The organism is uncultured Turicibacter sp., from assembly GCF_938044715.1.
GTDB classification, from domain to species: domain Bacteria; phylum Bacillota_I; class Bacilli_A; order MOL361; family Turicibacteraceae; genus Turicibacter; species Turicibacter sanguinis.
Map to the genome: position 1 here is coordinate 1 of NZ_CALIOS010000061.1, position 8,874 is coordinate 8,874.

The 8,874-nt window shown below is 33.5% G+C and carries 7 protein-coding genes; 6 read left to right on the forward strand and 1 reads right to left on the reverse strand.

Annotated features, from left to right (window positions below; all coding sequences use genetic code 11):
- Positions 1-217: 217 nt before the first annotated feature.
- The gene (locus QWC74_RS06755; protein WP_006784300.1) at positions 218-742 is read right to left on the reverse strand and encodes a DUF3899 domain-containing protein; all 525 of its coding nucleotides are present in this window, start codon (positions 740-742) and stop codon (positions 218-220) included.
- Between the two features lie 288 nt (positions 743-1,030).
- Here QWC74_RS06755 and QWC74_RS06760 point away from each other — a divergent pair, with 288 nt between their 5' ends.
- The 6 genes from QWC74_RS06760 to QWC74_RS06785 all read left to right on the forward strand — a co-directional run bounded on the left by QWC74_RS06760 (position 1,031) and on the right by QWC74_RS06785 (position 8,779).
- The gene (locus QWC74_RS06760) at positions 1,031-2,986 is read left to right on the forward strand and encodes a peptide ABC transporter substrate-binding protein (protein WP_006784301.1); all 1,956 of its coding nucleotides are present in this window, start codon (positions 1,031-1,033) and stop codon (positions 2,984-2,986) included.
- Between the two features lie 297 nt (positions 2,987-3,283).
- Positions 3,284-4,243, forward strand: coding sequence for an ABC transporter permease (locus QWC74_RS06765; protein ID WP_006784302.1), 960 nt, complete (start codon positions 3,284-3,286; stop codon positions 4,241-4,243).
- Positions 4,243-5,682 (forward strand): ABC transporter permease, encoded by a 1,440-nt coding sequence (locus QWC74_RS06770; protein ID WP_006784303.1) that lies wholly within the window; start codon positions 4,243-4,245, stop codon positions 5,680-5,682. Before QWC74_RS06765 ends, QWC74_RS06770 begins: the two co-directional genes overlap by 1 nt.
- A gap of 20 nt (positions 5,683-5,702) precedes the next feature.
- The gene (locus QWC74_RS06775; protein ID WP_006784304.1) at positions 5,703-6,752 is read left to right on the forward strand and encodes an ABC transporter ATP-binding protein; all 1,050 of its coding nucleotides are present in this window, start codon (positions 5,703-5,705) and stop codon (positions 6,750-6,752) included.
- Positions 6,745-7,677, forward strand: a complete 933-nt coding sequence (locus QWC74_RS06780; protein ID WP_006784305.1) for an ABC transporter ATP-binding protein — start codon at positions 6,745-6,747, stop codon at positions 7,675-7,677. The genes QWC74_RS06775 and QWC74_RS06780 overlap by 8 nt, the downstream gene beginning before the upstream one ends.
- Before the next feature lie 640 nt (positions 7,678-8,317).
- Entirely contained in the window at positions 8,318-8,779 is a 462-nt protein-coding gene (locus QWC74_RS06785) for a Spx/MgsR family RNA polymerase-binding regulatory protein (protein ID WP_006784306.1), read from the forward strand.
- Positions 8,780-8,874: the final 95 nt, after the last annotated feature.

The window sequence follows — 8,874 nt, forward strand, 5'->3', positions numbered from 1 at the left end:
CAATTGCTTAGTTTGTGATGAATAATTGTCTGATTTAAATTGACAACTCAGGTATGGAAATAGAAATGTCTTTAATATCAATCAATTTAATATTTAATACTGGGTCTCCTATCCTTGAAGACATATGTGAAGAAAGAGTTATTCAAACATGAAAATCTATCTGAACTTATTCTAAAACAAAAAGTTTTGTCGAGTTGTAACGCTATTTGTGGTGATTTTAGATAATCATGAATGAAATGATAGTTGTAAAAATAACTAAAACGATTGAGGAAAGAAGGAGTTGATTGATGTCTTCCCATTTTGAGGCCTGTTTATGTTCATAGAATTCTTCGAAGGTATGAAAAATTTTTTCACCCGTTTCTTCATCATAGTCGTTTTGTTTATCGATATTTTTTTTCGTTGGCCAATATTTTGGTAAGAAAAAGAGGACATAACGTTTTGTTTTTTGCCATGAATATTGGAACGTATAGAAAGCACCTTGATCTAAAATCCATTTAAAGCAGTAGATGCAGAAAAATAGTAGTGCAACTAGGAATAATGTGTTAATCATATTGATTAGTGAAAAATGGCTGACAAATTGTTTGAAAATTAACGATAAGTCTGTTACTGAAAAATGATTAAATAAACTTTTAATTTCCCCCAAAATGTTAAAACGCACGATGCTTTGTGTCATTAAGAAGAAGGTCGTTATGCCAAGCATCCATGCAATGGATTTAAAAAATACTGAATATCTTTGTGTCATAGCTCATCACCTCTGAAATTTTTAGACTATTATAACAGATATTTACAGTAATGTGTATGAAAGTAAAGATAACTCAGGACATTTTTATTTAATTTATAAAATTTAAACTTATATTTTGGGTATTTTTAGTGAATTTATACAGTATATTTATTTTTTATTAACAAATAACGCTTTCAAACCAGAAAAAGGGATTTACAAATGGGGGAGTCGATTATAAAATAGTAACAAGTATCAAAATATGGTACAAAATATTCCAATTTTGGAAACAAAATTGAAGGGGGAAGTAACATGAATAAGAAATTATTAACTGTGTTTGCTGCTGCTTTCTGTGCCTTCGGATTAGTTGCATGTTCATCTGATAAAAATGCAACTGAAACACCGAGTACTGAGAGTACGACTCAATCACAAACAACAGACTCAACGTCTAAAAAAGTGTTAAAACTATTACAAACTTCTAACATTCCATCATTAGTACCATGGGCTGCAACAGATTCAGCTTCATTCTTAATGCTTGGAAATATCTTAGAAGGATTAGTAGTATTTGGAGAAAACGGATCAATTGAACCGGGAGCTGCAGAGTCTTGGGAAATCTCTGAAGACGGTTTAACTTACACATTCAAATTACGTGAAGATTCAAATTGGGTTAAAGCTGATGGATCAGTTTATGCTCCTGTAACAGCAAATGACTTTGTTTATTCTTGGAAAAAACTAATTGACCCAACAAGTGGTGCTCAATATAACTTCATGATTCAAACTGCAGGAATCAAAGGAGCTAATGATGCTTTAGGATTAGCAGAATCAATCGTATCTTACGATACATATAAATCAGATTTAGAAGCTTTAAAATTAAGCGATTATAAAGATAATGATACACAAACAGCACAAGCTCAATATGATGAAGCTAAAGCTGACTTAGAAGTGAAAATGGCTTCAGCTGAAGAAGCAATTTTAGCATTAGGTTTTGCATCAGTTGATGCAGCACGTACTGATATGTCTGAATTAATTGATGCATTAGGTGTAACGGCAGTTGATGAGTACACATTAAAAGTAGAGTTAGAAACTCCAACGCCATACTTCTTATCATTAATGGCATTCCCTTCATTCTACCCAGTAAATGAAGCGTTCGTTAATGAAGTAACTGAAGATAAATTTGGTACAAATGTTAATAACTTTATTTACAATGGTCCATTTGTATTTAAAGATTGGAAAATTTCTGAACGTTTCTACATTGAGAAAAATGTTAACTACTGGGATAGTGAAAATGTAGCATTAGATGGTGTAGATTTCCGTGTTGTACCAGGTATCGATAACAATACAGCGGTTGGATTATACATAGAAGGATCAATCCAATCAATTGGTTTATCAGGTGCTAACGTTCAAACTTATGGTTCACGTCCAGATGCCGTTGCTTATGGGGACACTGGAATGTTCTACTTAGAAGTTAACAACGGTAAAGGTGCTATGACTCCTGAGAAAACATTACTTGCTAACACTGATGCTCGTAAAGCAATTAATATGGCAATTAACAAAGCATTTATCACAGACAATGTATTCGCAAATGGTTCATTACCAGCAGATTACTTTGTACCTAAAAACTTTGTTTACGGACCAGCAGATACAGCTTATGAGGGTGTAGATTTCCGTAATGTAAATGAAGAAAATGCAAATGGATACAACTCTTATAATCCTGAAGAAGCAGCAAAATTATGGGCAGCAGCTCGTGAAGCGACAGGGGTTACACAAGCATTAGAATTAGAAATCATTATCTTCGAAGGTGATAGTGCCGCTCAAGTTGGGGCAGCTATTAAAAATGACTTAGAGGCTAATTTAGGTGACGAGAACTTAACAATCAAGTTATCAGTTTTACCATTTGCTGAAAAGTTAGCTCGTTCGACTTCAGGTGATTACCATATGGTATGGTCTGGATGGTCTCCTGATTATGCAGATCCAATGACATTCTTAGATATGTTTACAACTGGAAATGGTCAAAATAAATTAGGTTATTCTAATGAAGAATATGATGCATTAATCGCTGCAGCTAAAACAGGTGATTTAGTAACTGATTTAGAAGCACGTTTTAAAGCATTAGCAGATGCAGAAGAAATCTTATTAGGTGAAGATCAAGCCTTCATTCCTTTATATCAACGAGGAAGTGTTGGATTACGCGATCCTAAATTATTAAATTACTGGCCACAACAAGTAGGACCTGACTACTTCTTCAAGTGGACAGATATTGCTGAGTAAAAATGACGCTTAAAAAAGTCATCATTCTAGCTCAGTGAATTAAATTTTAAGTTTTAAAACATGAAAACAGCTATTGAATAACTGAAAAATTCTATTTATTCAATAGCAAATAGCAAGCATAAGGCTAATCATTTAGTCTTATGCTTATTTAAAATCAATTAGCTTAAAAAATAGATTTAAAAAAAAGTTAATGCGTATTAATCTTTTTAAATCTATTTTTTAATAAGAATCAAAAAATTATGATAGCTAGTTGTGGGAGACATATTGAACTTAAAAAAGAAAGGGGAGAGTTAAAATATGTTTAAATATATTATTAAACGTATTGGTTATATCGTCATCACACTATTTTTAGTTTTAACGGTTAACTTCCTGTTATTACAGCTGATGCCTGGTGGACCTTTTGAAGATCCAAAGTTATCAGATGCACAAAAGACAATTCTTGAAAATAAATACGGATTAAATGATCCAGTTCCAGTGCAATATACACGCTATATGACAGGTGTGTTAAAAGGAGATTTTGGGACATCATTCAAGTTACAGAACCAAGAAGTATCGGATTTAGTTTTATCTCGTATTCCATATACGATTAAACCAGGGGCTATTGCCTTAGTAGTTGGGGTAACAGTCGGAATTATCCTTGGAGCCATTGCCGCAATGAACCGAAACACGGTTTGGGATCATTTAATTACGATTATTGCTGTACTAGGGGTTTCGATTCCATCCTTCGTTTTAGCATCTTTCTTACAATATTTTATTTGTAATAAACTTGGTTGGTTACCTTATCTTTACCAATCATACGACCCAATTCGTGGGGTAACACGTTTAGCAGAATTTAAATCATTAATTTTACCATCCTTATCGTTAGCAGTACCAGTTATTGCATCATTAATGCGATATATGCGAAGTGAATTAATTGAAGTATTAAATACAGATTATATTCTTTTAGCACGTGCAAAAGGATTAACAAAATCACAAGTCATTACACGTCATGCTTTACGTAATGCCTTAATTCCGGTTATTACAGTTATTGGACCGATGTTAATTTCGATTATGACAGGAAGTTTAGTTATTGAACAATTCTTTGGAGTACCAGGATTAAGTAAGTTAATGTTAGATGCGGTTACAATGAATGACTATTTCTTAACACTTGGAATTGCTTTCTTCTATAGTTTCTTATACGTTGTTGTCATCTTAATTATCGATATTTTATACGGAATTATTGACCCTCGTATTCGTCTTGCAGGAGGTGGAAAATAATGATTTCTAAGAAATTTGATCCAGAATTATTTGAGCGTGCGCAGTTAAATCATGCAAAAGGGGATGAAATCAAGACAGAAAGTTTAAACTTCTGGCAAGATGCTTTCCGCCGTTTACGCCAAAATAAGCCATCAATTATTTCTTTATATGCGATTATTCTTTTAGTTGTTGTTTCATTCTTAGCACAAATGATTGGACCAAAACACTCAAATGGAAATGCTGTTCGTTATGATCAAACTCCAATCATTATTGAAGAATCGACTGGCGTTGCAATTGAAAAAGGTCGTTTGAATTATTTACCGCCTCGTATTCCAGGAATTGAAAAACTTGGAATTGCGGATGGAACAATGAAAAAAGACTTAACAAACCTAGAATTAATGGTCGGAAGTAATTTACCTGAAGACATTAGTAAATTAAATTCACCTTTAACAAAAGCTGAGTTTGTTGAAGCCTTAGGAATTAAATATCATCCATATGATTATCAAATTATTTCATGGACAGGTGAGGGAGAAAATAAAGAAGTAACCATTCAGTTAACGGGGTCAAGCACAACTGAAACGGTACCTGTTAGTGAGTTAATGAGTGAATACTCTTCGTACAGTGATTTAGATTCATTTGAATTCATTAGTAGTAGCGTTGACCAATATGGTGTTCAGATGCTAAAAGTTAAAGTCAATGTCTATGTTAAAAACAATATTGAACATTTATACTTCTATTTTGGTACAGATGAGTTAGGCTTTGATGTTTGGACTCGTTTATGGACAGGGGTTCAAGTTTCTTTATTAATTGGATTCTTATCATTAATTATTGACTTTACAATTGGTATTTTATACGGATCAATCGCTGGATTCTATGGAGGAACTGCTATTGATAACGTTATGATGCGTATTACAGAGATTTTGGGAAGTATTCCAACAACCGTTGTTTTAATTATCTTTATTACCATTCGAGATCCATTCATTGATGGGATAGAGAGCTTATTACATTTAAAATTATCTAATGTACAGGCATCATTTATTACGTTAATTATCGCCATGAGTTTAACAGGATGGATTTCAGTTGCTCGTGTCGTTCGTGCTCAATATTTAAAATTAAAAGATCAAGAGTTCGTTATGGCTTCAACAACACTTGGAGCAAGTAGTACTCGTATTATTTTCAAACACCTATTCCCAAATATTATCGGACAATTAGTTGTTATGGCAACTTTCTCGATTCCAGGAGCTATTGCAACTGAGGCGATGTTATCATTCATTGGTTTAGGTCTTCCAATTCCAATGTCATCACTTGGGGTATTATTAAGTAACGGTAATAAAGTTATGACAAGTTATCCATATTTAATGATTATTCCATCATTCTTTATGGTGTATTTAATGCTTGCGATTAACTTATTAGCGAATGGTCTTCGCGATGCGTTAGACCCACGTTTACGCGGTAAATAGAAAGGGACGGTGACGAATACATGAAGAAAATCTTAGATGTTGAAGATTTAACTATTACATTCGATACATTTGCAGGTCCTGTCTCTGCAGTTCGTGGTGTGAGTTTTACTCTACATGAGGGCGAAACTCTAGCGATCGTTGGAGAATCAGGATCAGGGAAATCAGTTGCATCAAAAGCCATTATGGGGATTCTTGCTGAAAATGGTAAAGTAACAGATGGATCGATCTTATATACAAAAGAATCAGGGGAACAAATTGATTTAGCCAAATTAACAGAGCGTGAATATCATCAAGTTCGTGGTAAAGAGATTGCCATGGTATTCCAAGATCCAATGACGTCATTAAATCCAACGATGACGATTGGAAAACAAATCATGGAACCGATTATTAAACATCAAAAATGTTCGAAAGCAGAGGCAAAAAAACGTGCAGAAGAATTAATTAGTTTAGTTGGAATTAGTGATGCAGACAAGCGTATGAAGCAATATCCTCATCAATTCTCAGGAGGGATGCGTCAACGTATCGTTATTGCAGTTGCCTTAGCATGTAATCCTCGTATTTTAATCTGTGATGAGCCAACCACAGCTCTTGATGTAACCATCCAAGCACAGATTTTAGAATTGATTAAAGAAATTCAAGCTAAAACAAATGTTGCTGTTATTTTCATCACGCACGACTTAGGAGTGGTGGCGAATGTAGCAGACCGTGTCGCTGTTATGTATGCAGGACGTGTTTGTGAAATTGGAACTAGTGATGAAATTTTCTATAATTCTTGTCACCCATATACTTGGGGATTATTGGCGTCAATGCCTGATTTAGATACAAAAGAGGAGTTATTATACGCCATTCCAGGAACACCTCCTAACCTTTTAACGCCGCCAAAGGGAGATGCTTTTGCACTTCGTAGTGAGTATGCTTTAAAGATTGATTTTGAGGAACAACCACCCATGTTTAAAGTAAGTGATACTCATTATGCAGCAACTTGGTTATTACATGAACAAGCTCCTAAAGTAACACCACCAGCTGCTGTTTTACGTCTTCGTGCTAAAGGGGGATATGATCATGAGTAATCAAGAACGTGAAGTTTTATTAGAAGTTAAAAATTTAAAACAGTATTTTAAAATTAATCGTCATATCACAGTTAAAGCCATTGATGATATTTCATTTAAAATTTATAAAGGTGAAACATTTGGTTTAGTTGGAGAATCAGGTTCAGGAAAATCAACAACTGGACGTAGTATTATTCGTTTATATCAACCAACAGCTGGAGAAGTTATCTTTAAAGGAAAAAACATTGCAAAAAAATTATCAAAAGCTGAGAAAGCTGAAGTATGTCAAAAAATGCAAATGATTTTTCAGGATCCAATGGCATGTTTAAATCCTCGTATGCGTGTGATCGACATTATTGCCGAGGGAATTGACATTCATAAATTAGCTAAAACAAAACAAGAACGTGAAGAAAAAGTTTATCGAATTTTAGAAGCAGTTGGATTAAGTAAAGATCATGCTGGACGTTATCCTCATGAATTTTCAGGTGGGCAACGTCAACGTATTGGGATTGCTCGTGCCTTAGTGACAAATCCAGAGTTTATTATTGCGGATGAGCCAATTTCAGCGCTTGACGTTTCAATTCAAGCACAGGTTGTTAACTTAATGAACTTGCTTAAAAAAGAATTTGGATTAACGTATTTATTTATTGCGCATGACCTATCAATGGTTAAATATATTTCAGACCGTATTGGTGTTATGCACTTAGGACGCTTAGTTGAACTTGGAAGTGCAGAAGATATTTATGAGCGTGCGATTCATCCCTATACTCGTTCATTATTATCAGCAATTCCTTTACCAGATCCAAATTATGAACGTAATCGTCAACGTATTGTCTATGATAAATCTAAAGTGGATTACTATGCAGGAGAGTGGACAGAAGTTAGTCCTGGACACTTTGTCCTTGGAACAGCTGAAGAAATTAAAACTTGGCAAAACGAACGATAACTTAATCATAAAAAGATGTATCGAATTAGATACATCTTTTTACTATATACAAACGGGAAAAGCGTCATCATTTTATAATCAGACTTAGTCTTCAAGCCATTAGTAGATGGTGCCCCTTTTAAGGAGTTTTAACGCATCATGATAAAAGGATGGACATTAGATTCGGAGGTTAAGTAGCGAGTAAAACGAGCTCTGAACTTTTCTCAACTGTTTGGATATAAAGGAAGAAATCCGATGTTTTGTGGATGAATCTAGTAGTTGAAGCGTAGATTGCCACAGGCAATTGCTAGGTAAAGTAAAAGTTTTCTAAATGTGAAAAACTTATCTAGAACAATCGATGTATCCTTTTTTAGTTCGTTGAATTGTATTTATCTGGGAAAAATGTTGTTTGATGTGGATTAACAATATTTATTATTTTATAACTAAATTTATTTTTTATATTTTACTTGTATTTTCCTTATGAGTTCGATACAATTTTAAAGAAATAAATCATATCATTTGACAAATAGGTAGAAATAGGACATGTATAACAGTTCTAGCTGGAGTAAAACTAATAATATTAAATATTATACGTTGTCAGTCTTTAATGTGTATTGTACAATAGAGAAGATAGTGCTTGACTATCGTGGAGGGATAATAAATGATTGAAATTTATACATCGCCAAGTTGTTCTTCATGCCGTAAAGCTAAAAAATGGCTAGATGAATACGGGATTAAATATATTGAAAAAAATCTTTTTGTCACAAAGATTACAAGAGAAGATATAAAAAATATTTTAGAAAAAACGGAAAATGGTTTTGAAGATATTATTTCAACTCGCTCAAAAGCATTTAAAGAAAACAATTTAGATGCAGATGAAATGACAATTAATGAGTTATTAGATTTTATCGTTGCGAATCCAAGTGTTTTAAGACGCCCGATTATTGTCGATAAACATCGTCTTCAAATTGGATATAACGATGAAGAAATTCGTTGTTTCTTACCGCGTGAGTTACGCAATGTCATGTATTGTAATAATTGTGATAACTGTAATTGTTCATATGTCAAAGCATTAGAACGTGCGTTAAGTGATAATTTTATTGAACAAACAGAAGTTAAGTAAAACAGTATTGAAGTAGCATTCTACTTCAATACTGTTTTTTTTTGGGTTCTTTGTCAAATAGTGTTGCTGATTAATTTGTAACCTATTACAATGAA

What these genes read in the sequence shown, in the direction of transcription:
- QWC74_RS06755 (WP_006784300.1), bottom strand. Translation starts at nt 742, where the DNA reads ATGACACAAAGATATTCAGTATTTTTTAAATCCATTGCATGGATGCTT.
- QWC74_RS06760 (WP_006784301.1), top strand. Translation starts at nt 1,031, where the DNA reads ATGAATAAGAAATTATTAACTGTGTTTGCTGCTGCTTTCTGTGCCTTC.
- QWC74_RS06765 (WP_006784302.1), top strand. Translation starts at nt 3,284, where the DNA reads ATGTTTAAATATATTATTAAACGTATTGGTTATATCGTCATCACACTA.
- QWC74_RS06770 (WP_006784303.1), top strand. Translation starts at nt 4,243, where the DNA reads ATGATTTCTAAGAAATTTGATCCAGAATTATTTGAGCGTGCGCAGTTA.
- QWC74_RS06775 (WP_006784304.1), top strand. Translation starts at nt 5,703, where the DNA reads ATGAAGAAAATCTTAGATGTTGAAGATTTAACTATTACATTCGATACA.
- QWC74_RS06780 (WP_006784305.1), top strand. Translation starts at nt 6,745, where the DNA reads ATGAGTAATCAAGAACGTGAAGTTTTATTAGAAGTTAAAAATTTAAAA.
- QWC74_RS06785 (WP_006784306.1), top strand. Translation starts at nt 8,318, where the DNA reads ATGATTGAAATTTATACATCGCCAAGTTGTTCTTCATGCCGTAAAGCT.